Origin of the sequence: Paracoccus sp. (in: a-proteobacteria), from assembly GCF_047605025.1 — a bacterium.
In the GTDB taxonomy this organism is placed as follows: domain Bacteria; phylum Pseudomonadota; class Alphaproteobacteria; order Rhodobacterales; family Rhodobacteraceae; genus Paracoccus.
Window position 1 is genome coordinate 33798 of record NZ_JASGGO010000028.1, and the last position, 16482, is coordinate 50279.

Consider the following 16482-nt stretch of genomic DNA (forward strand, 5'->3'; position numbering starts at 1 on the left):
AGGGCATAGCTGCGGGCGCAAGGCATGGTTGCGCGGTGCGGGACAAGCCGAAAGCCCCATGCTGGAACACCACCGCGCGGCGTTCCGGCAGGCCATCGGCCCCGCGAAACCGCCAAGGCCATTGCAAGCCGCACCTCGGATGCCCGGTCACTTCATCAAATGCGCAACCTCGGGGGCGGGGATGAAACGCCAGTTCCGGCGTGGCCCTGCCATGACGTTCAGATAGTAAAGCTCGAACCCATGGGGCGCGCCGCAGGGATGATGGCCGCGCGGCACCAAGGCCACGTCGCCGTCGCGAACCGCCATCACCTCGTCAAGGGCGCCGTCATCGGTATAGACCCGCTGCACCGCCCAGCCGTCACCGGGATTCAGACGGTGATAATAGGTTTCCTCAAGATAGGTGACGCGCGGGAAATCGTCTTCGTCATGGCGGTGGCTGGGATAGCTTGACCAGTTTCCGGCGGGGGTAAAGACCTCGGTGACCAGCAGGCTGTCGCACCAATCCTCGGCCTCCATGGCGATATTGTTGATCCAGCGGGTGTTGGATCCCTCGCCGCGCTGTGTCAGGGTGATGCCGTCGGGACCGATGCGCCGGGCCTCGTGCCCTCCGTGACCGGGGGCCAGGCAGACCGCGACCACGCAATCGGTCGCGGCCTCCAGCGCCCAATCCTGTCCGTTCGGCACATACAGGCAATGCGGCGGCGTCTTTTCAAAGACCGACATGCGCCCGCCCAGCACGCCCCAATCCCGCCCGGCGGCCCGGATCGCGGCCTTGCCCTCGACCATGACCAGGATCACCTCGCGCCCGCCCGTCGCTTCGGCCGCGGTTTCGCCCGCGCGCAGGCGATAAAGCGAAAACCCGACATAGCGCCACCCCGCCGATTGCGGCGTGATCTCGTGGACTTTGCCATGGGTGCCGAAGGGCCTGCACAAAAGCCTGCTCATGATCCCGATCCTTCTTTCTTGTCCAAATATCCTGGGGGGCGAAGCTCCCCCCCCTTATGCCACCAAGGCCCGGTCCAGCCCGGCCGCGCGCGCCGCGGTTTTCAGCGATTTCAGGCCCAGCGATTGATATTCCAGCGGGTTGCGCATCGCGGGATCCTGCTCAGCCTCGATCACCAGCCAGCCGTCGTAACCGGCGCCGGCCAAGATCCTCAGCAGCGGCACGAAGTCGATCGCCCCTTCGGCATCGCCCGGAACGGTAAACGCCCCGGCCAGAACGCCCTCGATAAAGGACATGTTCTCGGCCCGCACCCGCTCGGTCACGGATCTGCGGATGTTCTTGGCGTGAAAATGCGCGACGCGGGCCGCATGGCGCGCCAGCACCGCCTCGGGATCGCCGCCGCCAAAGGCGCAATGGCCAGAGTCGAACAAAAGATGCGCCGCCGGGCCGGTCGCCGCCATGAAGGCGTCGATTTCCTCGGGGGTTTCGACCACGGTGCCCATGTGGTGGTGATAGGCCAGCGTGATGCCCTGCCCGGCCAGATAGGCGGCGAATTCCTCGATCCTGGCGCCGAATTCGGCCATTTCATCCGCGCTCAGCCGGGGGCGGTCGTTGACCGCGACATCGCGGCGCCCATGCACGGCGTTCGAGCATTCGCAGACGATGCAGACCTTGCAATCATTGGCCTTGAGCCGCGCCAGATGCCCCTGGACCGAAGCGATCTCCTCTTGAACCGAGCGGGTCAGAAGTTCCGTCGAATACCACCCCGAGATAAACGCCAGGCCGTATTCCGCCAGCTTCGCCTTCAGCTCTTGCGGATCCTCGGGCCAGCGATGGCCGTTCTCGATCCCGTCGAAGCCGATGATGCGGCCCGCCTCGTTCAGGATCTGCTCGGTCGGGATATCGGCGCCGATGGTCTGGTCGTCGTCATTGGCCCAGGCGATCGGGTTCGTGCCATAGCGGATCATGTGATGTCCTTTCAGTTCACCAGCGCCTGACGGCGGGCATTTTCGATATAGGCGGCATGGGCGGCGCGCAGCCTTTCGGTCGAACCGACCTCGGGGACGGCCACATCCCACCAATGTCCCGCGCCCGCCAGCCCGTCGCCGGGACCGGGGCGGGCGGTGGTGTCGATGACGATCACCGTGGGAATATCGCGAGACCGCGCGGCGGCGATCTCGGCCTCAAGCGCGGCGATGTCGGCGGCCTTGACGGCATGGGCGCCCATGCTGGCGGCATGAGCGACATAGTCGATCCGCGGCTGCGTCTCGACATTGCAATCGGCGTAAAGGTTGTTGAACGGCGCGCCGCCGGTCCCGGCTTGCAGGCGATTGATGCAGCCATAACCCCGGTTGTCGGTCAGAACGACCGTAAAGGGCACGCGCCGCATCACCGCCGTCGCCAGTTCGCTATTGGCCATCATATAGCTGCCGTCACCGACGAAGCAGATCACCTCGCGGTCGGGACGGGCCAGTTTCAGGCCCAGGGCACCGGCGATTTCATAGCCCATGCAGGAAAAGCCGTATTCCATGTGATAGCCGCCCTGCGACGGCTGCCACAACAGCTTCAACGCGCCGGGCATGGTGCCGGCGGCGCACATGGCGATGGCCTCGGGGCCGGTCGCGCGCTGCACGGCGCCGATCACCTGCGCATCGGTCGGCAGGCCGTTGCCGCCCAAAGGCGCCGCGCAGGCCGCGTCGACCGCCGCAAGCCATGCCGCCCGCGCCTTGCCGTCGAAATCCGTCCGGTAATCGCCAAGGGCGGCGTCCAGACGCTCCAGCGCGACCTTGGCATCGGCGACCAGCGTGACCGCGCCGTGCTTCACCGCGTCATAGGGATGCACGTTGACCGCCACCAACCGCCCCCCGAACAGCGTCCGAGAGCCGGTGGTGAAATCCTGCAGTCGCGTGCCGATCCCGATCACCAGATCCGCCGCGCTCAGCGCCGCATTCGCCGCGGCCGAGCCATCCACGCCCGAGGCGCCAAGATTCATCGCATGCGCCTGCGCCAGCGCGGATTTGCCGGCCTGCGTTTCCGCCACGGGAATATTGCGGCGCCCGGCAAATTCCGCAAGCGCGGCGCAGGCGCCCGAATAGATCACGCCGCCGCCCGCGACGATCACCGGCGATTTCGCCGCGCGGATCAGATCGGCCACCTGCGACAGCTCATGCGCATCCGGTTCGGGACGCCGCCCGCGCCAGACGCGCGGGGCAAAGAACGCCTCGGGCCAGTCATAGGCTTCGGCCTGAACGTCCTGACAAAAGGCCAGACAGACCGGACCGCAATCGGCCGGATCCGTCATGACCCGCAACGCGCGGGGCAACGCGGTCAGCAGATGCTCGGGCCGGGTGATGCGGTCGAAGTAACGCACGACGGGGCGGAAGCAGTCATTGACCGAAACCGTGCCGTCGTCGAAATCCTCGATCTGCTGCAAGACCGGATCGGGGCGGCGGCTGGCAAAGACATCGCCCGCGATGAACAGCACCGGCAGGCGGTTCACATGCGCCAGCGCCGCCGCCGTCACCATATTCGTGGCCCCCGGCCCGATGCTGCTGCTGACCGCATGCGCCCGCTTGCGCCCATGGCCCTTGGCGAATGCGATGGCCGCATGGGCCATGGTCTGCTCGTTCTGGCCGCGCCAGGTCGGGAAGGCATCGCCGATCCCGTGCAACGCCTCGCCCAGGCCGGCCACATTGCCATGGCCAAAGATCGCCCAACAGCCTTCGATGAAGCGCTCGCCATCCTCGGTCATCTGCACCGACAGCCAACGCACCATGGCTTGGGATGCAGTCAAACGGATTGTCCCGCTCATGCCCTCTCCTCCCGGACCAAGGCCCGTGCTTCTTTCTTGTCCAAATATCCTGGGGTGAATTGGCCGCAGGCCAAAAGGGGCAAAGCCCCTGACCTTGCCCGCCTTCCCGCCCCGCCCCGAAATTCGGTGCCCGCCGCGCTCATGCCGCCTGCTCCGCCTTGGCCCGCGCCGCGTCCCAGACAGCGCAAAGCCGCTGGAACCGGGCCGCCATATCCGCGACGGCCGCATCGTCGGCGATCTGGCCGGCCAGCCAGCGCCGCGCCACATCGCCAAAGATCGTGCGCCCGACCGCAAAGCCCTTGACCAGCGGAAACCGCGCCGCGACCTCGAAGCTCGCGGCCAGTTCGGCCTCGGGGGCGTCAAGGCCCAGCACAACGATGCCGCGGGTATGGGCGTCGTTCTCCTCGATCGCGGCGATGGCGTGGCGCCAGCCCGCCGCGCTTTGCATCGGCTCCAGCTTCCACCAGTCGGGATGGATCCCCAACGCATAGAACCGCCGGATCAGGGTCGCGGTGGTCGTGTCGTCGACCAGCCCCACCTTCGAGGGGATGATCTCCAACAGGAATTCCAGGTCATTGCGGCGCGCGGCGGTGTAAAGCCGCATCACCGTCGCCTCCTGCGCGGCGCGCGTGGCCGCGTCGTCGTCGGGGTGGCAAAAGCACAGCACCTTGACCACCTCTTCGCGCGCCCATGCCTCGAGCCCGCCGCAATCGGGACCAAGCTCGGGCTCAAGCTCAAGCGGACGAGAGCCCGGCCACTCGCAGGGGCGCCCGATCCACAGCCCCGACCCCGAGGCCGCGTGCAGCGCCCGCCGCCCGATCCGGTCGTCGCACAGGATGCCGTAGCCGTCGCGGCCGTCGCGCACCCGTAAAGCGGCCTTCAGGCACAATTCCTTGAAGGCGCCGCCCTTTTCCAGGTCATAGCCCGGCATCTCTTCCAACTGCATCCGGTGGTCGAAGGCAAAGATGTGGTAATCCGCCCAATCCGGCAGCCCGCGCCGGGCCCGGTTCGTGGACCAGTGGATCTGTTCCAGTTCCGCGTCGTTGCGCAGATCGGGACGGATCACGCCGCGCTTGAGGAAGAATTCCAGCTCCTCAAGGCTGGGATAGGCCGGGGTGCAGCCATGGCGGCTGACCGCGAAGGCGCCGCAGGCATTGGCGTATTCCAGCGCGCGGGGCCAGTTTTCGCCATCCATCCAGCCCTTCATCAACCCGGAAAAGAAGCCATCCCCCGCGCCCAGCACATTGAAGACCTCTATAGGGAAGCCGGGGCCGCTCTGGCCGTCGTCCAGGCTGTCGGGGATCGCGCCCTCGAACGCCACCGCGCCCCTGGCGCCGCGTTTGCAGACCAGCGTGGCCGCGCTGACCGCCCGCACCGCGCGCAGGGCTGCGATGGTGTCGGTCGATCCGCCAGCGATGTGAAACTCTTCCTCGGTGCCGACGATCAGGTCGAAGAAATGCAGCGATCCTTGCAGCCTGGCCGTCACCGCCGCGCTTTCGACGAAACGGCTTTCGCCGTCGCCATGCCCGGCCACGCCCCACAGGTTCGGGCGATAGTCGATGTCCAGCGCCGTCCGCGCGCCGTGCCTGCGCGCCAGCGCCAGCGCCTTCAGCACCGCCGCCTCGGTCCGCGGATGGGACAGATGCGTGCCGGTGGCCAGAACCGAGCGGGTATCGGCGATCAGCGCCTCGTCGATGTCGTCCTCGCACAGCGCCATGTCGGCGCAATTCTCGCGATAGAAGATCAGCGGGAACTGTTCCTCGTCGCGGATGCCCAGAATGACCAGCGCGGTCAGCCTTTCGGGATCGGTGACGACGCCGCGCACATCGACGCCCTCGCGCACCAGTTGTTCGCGGATGAAGCGGCCCATGTGCTCGTCGCCCACCCGCGTGATCAGCCCCGATTTCAGGCCCAGCCGCGCGGTGCCGCAGGCGATATTGGTGGGCGAGCCGCCGATATATTTGCGAAACGATCCCATATCCTCAAGCCGGCCGCCGATCTGGGCGCCGTAAAGATCGACACCCGCGCGGCCGATGGTGATGACATCAAGCGATTTCGTCATGGTTCATGTCCTTACAATGCGACCGGACGGCCGTTCGACGCCGCCATGGCGTGGATCACGCGTTCGATCTGATAACCGGCGGCGAAATCCGGGCCGCAGGCCGGACCGCCGGCGATGGCCGAGACCATATCGCGCGCCTCGATGACCTTCTGTTCGTTGAAGCCGAAATTATGGCCGGGCGCCGGGCAGAAGGCGGCGAAATCGGGCTGCTCGGGCCCGGTCAGGTGGCGGGTAAAGCCCGCCTCGCCAGCGCGGTGCAGCCACAGCTCGTTCATGTTTTCCTGATCGAAAACCAGCGTGCCGTCCGATCCGTGGATCTCCCATTGCAGGCGGCATTTGCGGCCGCGCGCCACGCGCGAGGTGGCGAACGACCCCTGCGCACCGCTGGCGAAGCGCAGCAGCGCCAGCGCGCTGTCCTCGTTCTCGACGGGCTTCGGACCCTCGGCCGAGGGACGGGACGGGATCGCGATCTGGGTGATCGCGGTCACTTCGGCGATAGGGCCCATCAGGCCGACCATCTGGCTGACCAGGTGGCAGCCCAGATCGCCAAGCGCGCCAAGGCCGCCTTCGGCATGGGTCATGCGCCACGACCAAGGCAGGTTCGGATCGGCGGAATAATCCTCGTCATAGACGCCGCGAAAGGATTTCGGCACGCCGATGGCGCCCGATTTCACCAGCGCCACCGCCGCCTGATAGGCCGGGGAACGGGTATAGTTATAGCCGAGGATCGTGACCTGGCCGGAATGGGCGGCGGCCAGATCGGCCATGGCGGCGGCATCGTCCAGCGTCAGCGCCATCGGCTTTTCCAGCCAGACATGCTTGCCCGCGCGCAGCGCCGCCTCGGCCATCGGGCGATGCAGCCCGTTCGGCGTGGTGATCGAGACGACATCCACCGCCGGATCGGCCACCGCCGCTTGCCAGTCGGCACTGGCGCGGGCAAAGCCGAACTGCGCGGCAAAGGCGCGGGCGCGGTCTTCGGGCATATCGCACAGGATTTCCAGTCGAGGATGCGCGCCGCCAAAGGTCGCGGCCACGGTCCGCCAGGCCATGGCATGGCATTTGCCCATGAAGCCGGTGCCGATCAGGGCAACGCCAAGGGGTTTTTCGGGCATCTTGCGGGTCATCGTCTAAACTCCGGGTTGGCAGATCGGGACGCGGGTGGCCGGCGCGCGCGTCAGGCGTAAAGCGCGGGACGGGCGGGATAGGTGATGGCGATCACGGTGCCCTCGGCCTCTTGCGCGGAAACGCAGCTATCCGAGGCGACCGCAGCCATATAGCCATCCCAGGAAGTCGGACCCGAGGCCGTGCCCTGCGCGGCGGCCTTCAGGAAATCCTGCAATTCCACATCATAGGAGGCGACGAAGCGGTCCTTCCAATCGGTCAGGATGTCGTTTTGCAGCCTGGCGGCCAGACGAGTCTGGATCGACACCGGCTCGGGCAGCCTGGCGATGCCGTCCTCGCCCACGACCTCGCACTGGATGTCGTAGCCGTAATGGCAGTTCACGAAGATCTCGGTGCTGATCACGGTGCCCTTGGCGGTTTTCAGCGTCACGATCTGCGGGTCGCGCAGCTTGGCATGGGTGCGCGCGCAGGAGCGTGGAAAGGTCACGCTGGCCGAAACATAGTCGTCATCCAGCAGCCAGCGGAACACGTCGATTTCGTGGATCAGCGTGTCATGGATCGCCATCGAGGTGACGTAATTGGGGCCGACCGACTGGTTGCGATGCGCGGCATGGACCATGATCGGCGCGCCGATGCGCCCATCCACGACCCGCTTCAGCGCGACATAGCCTTCGTCATAGCGGCGCATGAATCCGACCTGCACCAGACGGCGGCCCGCGGCAACCTCGGCATCGACGATGCGCCTGGCGCCTTCGGCGGTGGTCGCCAGCGGCTTTTCGCAAAAGCAGGGTTTTCCGGCGGCGATGGCGGCCAGCACATATTCCTCATGCGTGGCACCCCAGGAGCAGACCAGCACCGCGTCCACGTCGGCGGCGGCGATCAGATCCTGCCCGGTGGCATAGACCTTGGCCTGAGGCGCGATCTCGGCGCGAACCGCCTCGGCCGAGGCGGCGTTCACATCGCTCAGCGCGACGATCCTGCCGCCGGCCAGCACCTGATTGATGCGGCGGGCGTGATCGCGGCCAATGGCGCCGGTGCCGATGACACCAATTCTGACGATCATGTTAGTTCACCTTGTTTTCACTGTTCTGCGATGTGTTTTTGGTGTGCAAAGCATCGGGGGCGCCGGGCCCGCGCCGGGGCGGGATGGGTCATTTCAGGTCATTCGCCATGGTTTCAGGGGGCACTGGCCTATACGGAACCCGGATCCGAGGCTTGGTCCTGTCGCCCCTGGCCCCGCTTGGTCGCGCTCTGGAATGCCGTCACGTCCAGATCGCCCCCCGTATCGCGGCCAGCCCGTTGGTCGTCGGATACCGCGCCAGTTCGCGGTCTGTTCGTCGGCGACCTTCACCCCGGCGCACTCCGGCATGGCGATCACCCCTTCGATGTCCTTGGCGCGCATCAACCAGGCTTTCCCCAGAAGAGTGGTGCCACCGCACGCGATACATGCGGTGGCGCTCGCGCGGTTACTTCATGTAGTTCTTATAGTTTTCCGGCGTGACCAGTTCGAACGGCACATAGTTTTCATGCGGAACCGCGTCGCCCTTGATCAGCGAAAGGATCGCGTCGACCGCGCCCTTGCCCTGGCCCGGCGCGCTTTGCAGCACCGTCACGTCCAGATCGCCCGAGGCCACCGCCGCGACGGCATCCGGCGTGGCGTCGATGCCGCCGACCACCACGGTCGTCATATCGACGCCAGCCGCCTTCAGGGCCTGCACGGCACCGATCGCCATTTCGTCGTTATTGGCGATCACCGCGTCGGGTTTCTGGCCTGCGGTCAGCCAGTTGGACATCAGGTCGGCGGCCTGGGTGCGCTGCCATGTGGCCGTCTGTTCGTCGCCGATCTTGATAAAGCTGCACTCGGGCTTGGCGAAGACATCCTTCACCGCCTGGGTGCGCAGCCGCGTCGCCTGGTTCGACAGATCGCCCAGCAGGATGACGGCATTGGCTTCGGTCTTGCCTGCGGCCTGCAATTGGCGGCAGATCTCTTGGGCCTGCAACTCTCCGGCTTCATATTCGACCGAGCCGACGAAAACCTGCTTCTCGGGCAGTTCCTTCAGGTTGACGGGCGAGTTGTTGACATAGACCACGGGAATGCCGGCGTTTTCGGCCGCAAGGGTCATGGGCACGGTCGAATCGCTGTCGATGGGCGCGATGATGATGCCGTCCACACCCGTCGCCACGAAATTTTCGATCTGGCTAAGCTGGCGGCCAACATCACGCTGGGCGTCCTCGAATTGCAGGGTCGCGCCAGCGGCCTTTGCGCTTTCGCTCATCGATTCGCGCAGCAAGGTCAGGAAGTTGTCGTCAAAGTTCGACACGGCGACGCCGATATTCTGGGCCGAGGCGGGAAGTGCGGCCGTGGCAAGAACAGCCGCGCAGACAGCACCAAGCATGTTTTTCATTTCAAGATTCTCCCATTCATGGCGGCCCTACGGGGCGCCTTCGTGCTGGATTGTGACCACCGGCCGACACGGCCGCGGATCGCGTGATGGCAACCGTCCCATTGCAAGGGGCCTTTTCGCGCCGTGGCGCCGCCTTGCTCGGGACATTCGGCGGGCAGGTCGGGGATCCCTGCGATGGCCGTCCCGGTCACCGCAGAGACGAAGCAAGATCGCCGATCCTAGGTTTTGCGGCGTTTGCGCTGGCGATAGACATCGGCCACGACGGCGGCGACGATGATCACACCCTTGATCATTTCCTGATAATAGGCGTCCAGCCGCAGGAAGGTGAAACCCGAGATGATGACCCCGAAGATGACCATCCCGATCGCCGTCCCGATGATCGAGCCGCGCCCGCCGGTCAGCGACACACCCCCGATGACGGCCATGGCGATGGCGTCCAGTTCATAGGCCAGGCCCATGCCGGCCTGCGCCGTCTGACCCCGCGCCGCGACCACGATCCCAGCCAGCGCGGCCAGGACGGCGGCGATGACATAGACCTTGATCAGGTGATGTTCGACATTGATGCCGGACACGCGGGCGGCCTGCGGATTGGCGCCGATGGCATAGGTGAACTTGCCATAGCGGGTGTATTTCATGGCGACATGAAAGATCACCGCCACACCGACAAAGATCAGGACGGGCATCATGCCCTTGCCAAGCGCGGCGAAGCTGTCGGTCGGAAAGCTGATCGGCTGGCCCTTGGTATACCACTTGGCAAAGCCGCGCACGGTGACCATGGTGCCCAGCGTGGCGATGAATGGCGGGATCTTGGTATAGGCGATCAGCCAGCCGTTGATAAAGCCGACGACGGCGCCGAAGCCCAGGCCGATCAGCACCGGCACGATCATCGGCATGTCGGTCAGCGCCGGATAGACCGCGCGCGCATAGCTTGAGACCTGCGCGAAGGACATGGCGACCATCGCCACCGCCCCCACGACCGAACCCGATGACAGGTCGATCCCGCCCGAGATGATAACCTGCGTCACGCCCACGGCGATGATCCCGATGACCGAGACTTGCAGGATCATGATCTTCAGCCGGTTCAGCGAGAACAGGAACGATTGCCCCTGAAAGACCCAGCCCAGGATTTCGAACACAAGGGCGATGCCCAGCAGGACCATCAGGATATTCACCTCGGCCGGCAGGCGACGAAGCCCCTTCGCGGCTTCGGGAATGGATGCGTTTTGCGTGCTCATTCGGTTTTTCCCTTTATTTAGCCGCTAGTTGCATGATGCGGACCTGATCCGCCTCATCGCGGTTCAGAAAGCCGGAAACATGGCCTTCGTGCATGACCATGATGCGGTCGGACATGCCCAGAACCTCGGGCAGTTCCGAACTGATCATCAGGACGGCGACCCCCTGTCCGGCCAACTGGGTGATCAGACGGTGGATTTCGGATTTCGCACCCACGTCGATGCCCCGTGTCGGTTCATCAAGGATCAGGATGCGCGGTTTGGTCAAAAGCCAGCGCGCGATCAGCAGCTTCTGCTGGTTGCCGCCCGACAGGTTTTCGACCGTCTCGTGCAGGTTCGGGGTCTTGACGCGCAGGGTTTTCGCCATGTCCGAGGCCAGTTTCGTCACCGTCTTCTGGTCGATGAACCCGGCTTTCACATGGTCGCGGGTGATCAGCGCCGACTGAATGTTCTCAAGACAGTCAAGGATCAGAAAGCAGCCGGTTTCCTTGCGGTCCTCGGTCAGAAAGGCCAGGCCATGCTCCATCGCGACCTTGGGGTTGGTGATCTGAACGGGCTTGCCGTCGATCAGGATTTCCCCCGAGGCAGCGGGATGAACGCCGAAGATCGCCTCGGCCACATTCGAGCGTTTGGACCCGACCAGACCCGCCAGGCCCAGAATCTCGCCCTTGCGGACGGTAAAGCTGATATCCTCGAACACGCCGGGCAGGGTCAGGTTCTTGACCTCAAGCACGGTGTCCCCGATGGGGCAATCGACCTTCGGGAACATGTCGTTGATCTCGCGGCCGACCATCATGCGGATGATGTCGTCGCGGGTCACGTCGGCGGCACTGTGGGTGCAGACATATTTCCCGTCGCGGAACACGGTGAATTCGTCCGCGATTTCAAAAAGTTCGTTCATCTTGTGGGTGATATAGACGATCCCCACGCCACGCGCCCGCAGATCGCGGATGATGGTGAACAGATGCGCGACCTCGGATTCGGTGATGGCGCTGGTCGGCTCGTCCATGATCAGCACGTCGGAATTGTGGCTGACGGCCTTGGCGATCTCGACCATCTGCTTTTGCGCGACGGTCAGATCGCCGACCAGCGCATCGGGATCCAGCCGGATGTTCAGCCGGTCGAACAGCTCCTGCGTCATGGCCGACATCTTGCCGTGGTCGACCAGGCCGAACGCACCCTTGGGTTCGCGCCGGATCCAGATATTCTCGGCCACGGTCATGCTGTTCATCAACAGCAGTTCCTGATGGATCATCGAGATGCCCTGTTCCAGCGCGTCCAACGGCGATGACAGCGTGACCGGCTGACCGCGCAGCAGGATCTCGCCCGCGTCGGGCTGATAGATCCCGGCGATGATCTTCATCAGCGTGGATTTGCCGGCGCCATTCTCGCCCATCAGGGCGTGGACAGAGCCGGGACGGATCTTCAACTGCACATCGTCCAGCGCCAAAACGCCGGGAAACTCTTTGCGAATGCCGCGGATCGACAGGACACCGTCCTGATGAATCGCCTCCTTGACGCGATCTATGGCGTGTTGGGTTGTCGAACTGACCATGGCGGTCCTCCCCTGTTCGTGGCCGAAGCCGGGACACCAAGGGGACGGGCCGCCCCCCTGGACACTGTCATGCGGGTCGCCCCCAAGGGGTCAGTTATGGTTGAGGTATTTGTCCATGCTGTCGGGCGTCACCAGTTCGAACGGCACGAAATTCCGCTTTTCGATCGTTTCGCCGCGCGCCATCTTCAGCGCCGCATCCACCGAACCCTGACCCTGGCCGGCGGCGTTCTGGAACACCGTCACATCCATGTCGCCCGCCTGCATCGCGGCAAGGCCGTCGGCGGTCGCGTCGATGCCGGCCACGATCACATCCTTCATGTCGCGTCCCGAACCCTTCAGCGCCTGGATCGCGCCGATGGCCATTTCGTCGTTATTGGCGATCACCGCGTCGAATTGCAGGCCGGCCGTGATCCAGTTGGTCATCAGGTCGGCGCCTTGGGTGCGCGACCAGTTGGCCGTCTGCTCCTCGACGATCTGCATGAAGCCGCAATCGGGGGTGGCGATCACGTCCTTGATGTCCTGGGTGCGCTGGCGGGCGCCCTGGTTCGACAATTCGCCGATCATGACGACGATCTTGGCCTCGGTCTTGCCGGCTTCCTTCAGCAGGCGGCAGACCTCTTGCGTCTCCAGCGTGCCGGATTCCTTTTCGTCCGAGGCGACAAAGGCTTGCTTGTCGGGCAGGCTGTCCAGGTTGACCGGCTGGCGGTTCACATAGACCAGCGGAATGCCCGCATCCGATGCCGCCTGCGACATGGCGACGGTGGCGTCGGTATCGACCGGATTCACGATGATCGCATCGACCCCCGAGGCGACGAAGTTCTGGATCTGGTTCAGTTGCTTGCCCACGTCGTTCTGGGCGTCCTCGATCTGCAATGTGACGCCATCCTGCTTGGCGGCGTAATCGGACATGCCGTTGCGTAGCACGGTCAGGAAGTTGTCATCGAACTGGGCCATCGAAACCCCGATGTTTTCGGCGGATGCAGCCGAACCCATCAGCGCCACGGCAGTGGCGCCGACGATCAGAAACGTCTTCATGTTTATCCTCCCCATGCGGGTCCGGCCGCCCGCTTGCACGGGGCTGCATGGCCGTTGGCCCTGCCCCTGCCGGTCGTCAGGTTCCCGGCCCCTCCGCCGTGTTCCTGCGCATCAGATGCCGTCAATCCTGACCTTGGGTCAACGGGCAAGCCTGTCAATGCAACATCATTTATGATATAAAATCATCATTTATTATGATAGAATTACATCATATACTTTCGGGCGTCCACAGCGTCGGCGCGATGAACCGTTGGCCGGGATTTTCGGCCATGCCCTGTTCGATGGTATGGACCACCGTTATCATCAATTCGGTGCACAGGTCTTTCAGCGGGGTCTGGAATACGCCGCTGATGCAGCGCTCCAGCAGGGCCTGACGCGATTCCGGCGTCAGTTCATGGACAATACAGGCAATGCGGTCGCCCTGCCCTGCTTCGCGCAGAGCGGCGATGGCACCCTCCATGCCACCGCCCGCACAATAGACGCCAACCAGATCGGGATGGCGCGACATCACACCGGCCAACGCCTCGCGCGTCAATTGCCGGGTCTCCAGATTGACGATGGCGTCCAGAGGTTCGAAATCCGGGGCATATTCGCGCAGATAGGCGCGGAACCCCGTCTCGCGCAGGGCATGGCCGTGATAGCGATGGCCGCCGATGAAAACGGCAATCTTGCCGGGCCGGATCGCGACCTTGGACATCAGCCAGCCCGCGCTGCGCCCCACCTTCATGTTATTGGTGCCGAAATAGCCCTCACGCTCACCTTGGGCAAAGTCCGACAGCAGCGAGAACACCGGCACGCCCCGGCCGCGCAGGGCCGCGACGGCGTTGGTCACGTCGTGATGATCCAGCCCGCTGGCCGCCACCGCCTGCACCTTGCCTGCCAGTTGCAGCAGGATCCCGGCCAGTTCCGCCGGCTCCGAGGTCTGGGTATAGATCGCGGTCAGGCGGATCCGGGCCTCGCGGAACTGCTGCGCGGCCTGATGCAGTTTATCGGCGAATTCCTGATAGAAGGCGTGGCGTTCCTTTTGCAGGACGATCCCCAGATGATATTCCGGCAGATCCGCCAACACCCGTTGCCGGATCGCGGTCGCGGCGTGATAGCCGATCCGTTCGGCCGCGGTCGAGACCTTGCGCGCGGTCTCCTCGCGCACCTTCAGGCGGCCATTCAACACCCTGTCCACCGTCGCCACGCTGACGCCCGCGGCTTTGGCCAGATCGTGGATGGTGGGGCGTTTCATGGCGGCATCCTTGCAGAAGGATAAAATCACTTATGACGGTTTACATCACAAATGATTTGATTTTGTCAAACAGTCGAGGATGCGTTTCCTGGCGCATCGTCGCGGCCCGCGCCTTTCAGCGACCCTGGCTTTGCGGCAAAGGTTTTTCTCATGCCGCCGCCCCGCGATGCGCAGGGCATTCGCCTGAACCAGATCGCGGATATAGGCGTTCTGGACCAATCAACATGCCCAACCGCACGGACAACGAGATGTGTCGGGCAGGCGTGCCCCCTTCCTGATGATTTGCCTCCGCAGGAAGCATAGGAACTTCGTTCTTCATTCGCACGACGGCATGGGCTTACAGCCCTTCGACGATCACGACATGCGCCTCGCACGCGCCCCTTCTGCACGCGCGCGCCTGCTGATACTCTTCGGAGTGATAGCAGGCACGGGCGCTCGCCAGGTCGACGAAACGGATCACGACATGACGTTGGAATACTGGACCTTCCAACGTCTCGGATGCACCGCCCCTGGCCAGAAACTCCGCGCCGTATTTCGCGAACGCCTGCGGAGCCATGGCCTGATATCCGGCATAAGCCTTGGCATCGAGAATGGTGACATGGGCTATCCAATAAGCGCTCATGGAGCGCGCGCCGATTCGCCCTTATCGGCCTCTTCCAGCAACCTGCCTGCGATTTCCGCAGCTTCGGTCAAATGCTCATGAACCGCTTTGGCTGCCCGCTCGGGATCCTTTGCAAAAATGGCCTCCGCAATCCGCTGCATCCGGGCCTGTCCAGAAACGTGGCGGTCCGTGGATGCAAGCGTCATTGCCCGAAGCCTTGATATGCGTCCATTTAGGCGCTGGACGATTTCCCAGGCGATATGATGACCCGCCGTGGCAAAGATGATCTCGTAAAACCGCGTCGTCGCATCATAGAGAACCTGGGCATCGGCTGAAGAGAAAGCTTTCGTGAGCCATTGAAGCGCGGCCTGTAGATCGGCATGGGCCGACGCATCCAGAAGCCTGGCACAATCCGCCGCCGCCGCCGCCTCTAGCAGAAGGCGGATATCATAGATCTGGCGTGCCTTGCCCCAATCCAGGGTCGCAACAACTGGTCCCTGCCGGGGCAAGCTCTCTACCAGGCCCTCGGATTCCAGATAACGGATCGCCTCGCGGATGACGGATCGCGAAACCCCAAGCTGATCAACCAAAACGCGTTCGACAAGTCGGTAACCGGAAGGGAAGCGTCCCGACACAATAGCCGCGCGCAAACGCTCCACCGCGATTTCACGGAGTGTCTGGGGAACATGCTCAATGCGCATGCTGATTAATTTTTGACTTTCCATTGCCTTAGATTAGCGCCGTTGAAGCAGCATGGCAATCTATTATTGACATATGGTATGTTGGAATACCATCTTACGATCATAGAATCGTTTTTGGGAGGCGGCCATGACCGCGGAGATCCGCAAGACCTTGCTGAATATCGAAACTACGCTGATCGAGGGTGGCCGCTCCGCATCGCACCCCTTGAAGCTGATCACGGCCGCCGCCGTCCTGAAAAACCCCTGGGCGGGACGCGGCTATGTCGAGGACTTGAAGCCGGAAATCCACGCTGTCGCCCCGATTCTGGGCAAGCTGCTGACCAATATGATCATCGAGGCGGCCGGCGGGGGCGACAGGATCGAAGGTTATGGCAAGGCTGCCGTGGTCGGCCTGGATGGCGAGGTCGAGCATGCCAGCGCGCTGATCCATACCCTGCGCTTTGGCAACCATTACCGCAGCGCGGTCGGCGCAAAGTCCTATCTGGCCTTTACCAACACCCGCGGCCCGGCGAACGCCCCGGTCATGATTCCGCTGATGGACAAGAATGACGAGGGCCGCCGCTCGCACTATCTGACGATCCAGTTCGCGATCCCGGACGCCCCGGCCGCCGACGAAATTCTGGTCGCGCTTGGCGCATCAATCGGCGGGCGTCCACATCATCGCATCGGAGACCGCTATCAGGACCTGAAGGATCTGGGCCATGATGTCTCGAATCCTGCGGCTGTCTGACGGAGCCACTGTCCGGCTGATCGAGGCCGGACGCGGAGAGCCGCTGC

The 16482-nt window shown here is 64.0% G+C and carries 14 protein-coding genes; 1 reads left to right on the plus strand and 13 read right to left on the minus strand.

The features are described 5' to 3' along the window. Positions 1–147: 147 nt before the first annotated feature. The 13 genes from iolB to QM682_RS15065 form a co-directional block, all read right to left on the minus strand. Positions 148–945 carry a 5-deoxy-glucuronate isomerase gene (gene iolB / locus QM682_RS15005; RefSeq protein ID WP_415131145.1) on the minus strand — a complete coding sequence of 266 codons (798 nt, stop codon included), beginning with the start codon at positions 943–945 and terminating at the stop codon, positions 148–150. A 54-nt stretch (positions 946–999) separates the two neighbouring features. Beyond that, positions 1000–1911 (minus strand): myo-inosose-2 dehydratase, encoded by a 912-nt coding sequence (gene iolE / locus QM682_RS15010; protein WP_415131147.1) that lies wholly within the window; start codon positions 1909–1911, stop codon positions 1000–1002. An 11-nt stretch (positions 1912–1922) separates the two neighbouring features. Next, a complete protein-coding gene (gene iolD / locus QM682_RS15015; protein WP_415131149.1) occupies positions 1923–3755 on the minus strand; it encodes a 3D-(3,5/4)-trihydroxycyclohexane-1,2-dione acylhydrolase (decyclizing) in 1833 nt (610 codons plus the stop codon). Between the two features lie 139 nt (positions 3756–3894). Then, entirely contained in the window at positions 3895–5817 is a 1923-nt protein-coding gene (locus QM682_RS15020) for a bifunctional 5-dehydro-2-deoxygluconokinase/5-dehydro-2-deoxyphosphogluconate aldolase (protein ID WP_415131151.1), read from the minus strand. A gap of 11 nt (positions 5818–5828) precedes the next feature. Then, entirely contained in the window at positions 5829–6941 is a 1113-nt protein-coding gene (locus tag QM682_RS15025) for a Gfo/Idh/MocA family protein (RefSeq protein ID WP_415131153.1), read from the minus strand. A 50-nt stretch (positions 6942–6991) separates the two neighbouring features. After that, a complete protein-coding gene (locus QM682_RS15030) occupies positions 6992–8002 on the minus strand; it encodes a Gfo/Idh/MocA family protein (protein WP_415131155.1) in 1011 nt (336 codons plus the stop codon). Positions 8003–8405: 403 nt separating this feature from the next. Beyond that, the gene (locus QM682_RS15035) at positions 8406–9344 is read right to left on the minus strand and encodes a sugar ABC transporter substrate-binding protein (RefSeq protein ID WP_415131157.1); all 939 of its coding nucleotides are present in this window, start codon (positions 9342–9344) and stop codon (positions 8406–8408) included. 218 nt (positions 9345–9562) lie between these two features. Beyond that, positions 9563–10579 carry an ABC transporter permease gene (locus QM682_RS15040; protein WP_415131159.1) on the minus strand — a complete coding sequence of 339 codons (1017 nt, stop codon included), beginning with the start codon at positions 10577–10579 and terminating at the stop codon, positions 9563–9565. Positions 10580–10592: 13 nt separating this feature from the next. Then, positions 10593–12131 (minus strand): sugar ABC transporter ATP-binding protein, encoded by a 1539-nt coding sequence (locus QM682_RS15045; RefSeq protein ID WP_415131161.1) that lies wholly within the window; start codon positions 12129–12131, stop codon positions 10593–10595. Positions 12132–12221: 90 nt separating this feature from the next. Beyond that, complete coding sequence (locus QM682_RS15050) at positions 12222–13166, minus strand: sugar ABC transporter substrate-binding protein (RefSeq protein ID WP_415131163.1); 945 nt, start codon at positions 13164–13166, stop codon at positions 12222–12224. Between the two features lie 208 nt (positions 13167–13374). Beyond that, complete coding sequence (locus tag QM682_RS15055; protein WP_415131165.1) at positions 13375–14403, minus strand: LacI family DNA-binding transcriptional regulator; 1029 nt, start codon at positions 14401–14403, stop codon at positions 13375–13377. Between the two features lie 337 nt (positions 14404–14740). Beyond that, on the minus strand, positions 14741–15025 hold the full coding sequence (locus QM682_RS15060) for a DUF1330 domain-containing protein (RefSeq protein ID WP_415131167.1): 285 nt from the start codon (positions 15023–15025) through the stop codon (positions 14741–14743). Then, a complete protein-coding gene (locus tag QM682_RS15065) occupies positions 15022–15729 on the minus strand; it encodes a GntR family transcriptional regulator (protein ID WP_415131169.1) in 708 nt (235 codons plus the stop codon). Before QM682_RS15065 ends, QM682_RS15060 begins: the two co-directional genes overlap by 4 nt. Positions 15730–15832: 103 nt before the next feature. Here QM682_RS15065 and QM682_RS15070 point away from each other — a divergent pair, with 103 nt between their 5' ends. Further along, positions 15833–16435, plus strand: coding sequence for an amino acid synthesis family protein (locus QM682_RS15070; protein ID WP_415131171.1), 603 nt, complete (start codon positions 15833–15835; stop codon positions 16433–16435). The last annotated feature ends 47 nt before the right edge of the window (positions 16436–16482 follow it).

Bases quoted from the DNA above. Each gene is read 5' to 3' on its own strand.
- iolB (WP_415131145.1), bottom strand. From the start codon at position 945: ATGAGCAGGCTTTTGTGCAGGCCCTTCGGCACCCATGGCAAAGTCCAC.
- iolE (WP_415131147.1), bottom strand. From the start codon at position 1,911: ATGATCCGCTATGGCACGAACCCGATCGCCTGGGCCAATGACGACGAC.
- iolD (WP_415131149.1), bottom strand. From the start codon at position 3,755: ATGAGCGGGACAATCCGTTTGACTGCATCCCAAGCCATGGTGCGTTGG.
- QM682_RS15020 (WP_415131151.1), bottom strand. From the start codon at position 5,817: ATGACGAAATCGCTTGATGTCATCACCATCGGCCGCGCGGGTGTCGAT.
- QM682_RS15025 (WP_415131153.1), bottom strand. From the start codon at position 6,941: ATGACCCGCAAGATGCCCGAAAAACCCCTTGGCGTTGCCCTGATCGGC.
- QM682_RS15030 (WP_415131155.1), bottom strand. From the start codon at position 8,002: ATGATCGTCAGAATTGGTGTCATCGGCACCGGCGCCATTGGCCGCGAT.
- QM682_RS15035 (WP_415131157.1), bottom strand. From the start codon at position 9,344: ATGAAAAACATGCTTGGTGCTGTCTGCGCGGCTGTTCTTGCCACGGCC.
- QM682_RS15040 (WP_415131159.1), bottom strand. From the start codon at position 10,579: ATGAGCACGCAAAACGCATCCATTCCCGAAGCCGCGAAGGGGCTTCGT.
- QM682_RS15045 (WP_415131161.1), bottom strand. From the start codon at position 12,131: ATGGTCAGTTCGACAACCCAACACGCCATAGATCGCGTCAAGGAGGCG.
- QM682_RS15050 (WP_415131163.1), bottom strand. From the start codon at position 13,166: ATGAAGACGTTTCTGATCGTCGGCGCCACTGCCGTGGCGCTGATGGGT.
- QM682_RS15055 (WP_415131165.1), bottom strand. From the start codon at position 14,403: ATGAAACGCCCCACCATCCACGATCTGGCCAAAGCCGCGGGCGTCAGC.
- QM682_RS15060 (WP_415131167.1), bottom strand. From the start codon at position 15,025: ATGAGCGCTTATTGGATAGCCCATGTCACCATTCTCGATGCCAAGGCT.
- QM682_RS15065 (WP_415131169.1), bottom strand. From the start codon at position 15,729: ATGGAAAGTCAAAAATTAATCAGCATGCGCATTGAGCATGTTCCCCAG.
- QM682_RS15070 (WP_415131171.1), top strand. From the start codon at position 15,833: ATGACCGCGGAGATCCGCAAGACCTTGCTGAATATCGAAACTACGCTG.